General features: G+C 59.8%; 1 protein-coding gene and 2 pseudogenes. All 3 read right to left on the reverse strand.

Going from position 1 to position 983, the window contains the following annotated elements:
- Nucleotides 1–143 (reverse strand): annotated as a pseudogene (locus tag EN750_RS41275) (addiction module antidote protein, HigA family); the annotation flags it as partial.
- 27 nt (nucleotides 144–170) lie between these two features.
- Nucleotides 171–444 (reverse strand): annotated as a pseudogene (locus EN750_RS36280) (type II toxin-antitoxin system RelE/ParE family toxin).
- 79 nt (nucleotides 445–523) lie between these two features.
- Nucleotides 524–983: ATP-binding cassette domain-containing protein (locus EN750_RS36285; RefSeq protein ID WP_145968281.1), on the reverse strand; the 460-nt coding region annotated here is incomplete at its 5' end.

Raw genomic sequence — 983 nt, forward strand, 5'->3', positions numbered from 1 at the left:
TCATAGAGCTGTTGCCGGGAGATCCCGAGCAGATTTGCAATTTCCACCTTGGTCTTTCCAGTTGCCGGGATAAGGTCCTTAAGCAGCGCTCCCGGGTGGGAGGGACAACGCTCAATAGGACGCGTCGGCTCGTGCACGGTCATAAGTCGAACTTCTCCAGTCTGGCCGCCTCAGTGATATTGCTCGAAATCGACGCGGGCGGCGTCCTTGCCGTCGAACTCGAATGTGATGCACCACGGGCCGTTGACATGGACCGTGTAGCGGATGGGATCGAAGCCTTTCAGCGGGTGGAAATCGAAGCCGGGGAGGTTCATCTCCTCCGGCTTCTCCGAAGCTTCCAGGCGGTCAAGCCGGACAAGAATGCGCTTGTGCATCTTGGCGTCGATCTTGCCGGTCTTTCCGGTTCAGGTCCGACAGCGCCTTGTTCTTGAAGGACTTGATCATCGATATGTGTAAACAGATTGCTTACAAAAAACAATGTCTGTAAGCAAATAATTTACATGCCAGTCGACCTCCGTTGGCCTCATCCTGCCGTTTCGGCCACTGAGCGGAAGAACTCCTCGGGGGCCTCGACTTCGGTCAGCTTTCGTTTGTCGATCAGCCAGAAGCGGTTGCCGATGGCGCGGATGAAGGAGCGGTCGTGCGAGGCGAGCACGCAGCTGGCCTGATGCGCCAGCAGTTCCGCTTCCAGCGCTTCCTGGCCGTCGATGTCAAGGTGGTTGGTCGGCTCGTCCAGCAGATAGAGGTTGGGATTGGCGAGCCTCAGCGCCAGCATCATCAGCCGTGCCTTCTGGCCGCCGGACAGCACGCCGATCTTTTTCTCCTGCATCTCGATGACCACGCCGGCGCCGGCCAGCAACGACCGTGCGCGCTGCTCGCCGACATCGTAGCGGCGTGAGACCAGCGCCAGCGGCGTGTCGTCGCCGCTGATGCCGGATAGCGCCTGATCGCTGTAGCCGAGCACCGTCGACGGCGTCACCTTC

The sequence above is a fragment of the Mesorhizobium sp. M7A.F.Ca.ET.027.03.2.1 genome, from assembly GCF_003999175.1.
Lineage (GTDB): Bacteria > Pseudomonadota > Alphaproteobacteria > Rhizobiales > Rhizobiaceae > Mesorhizobium.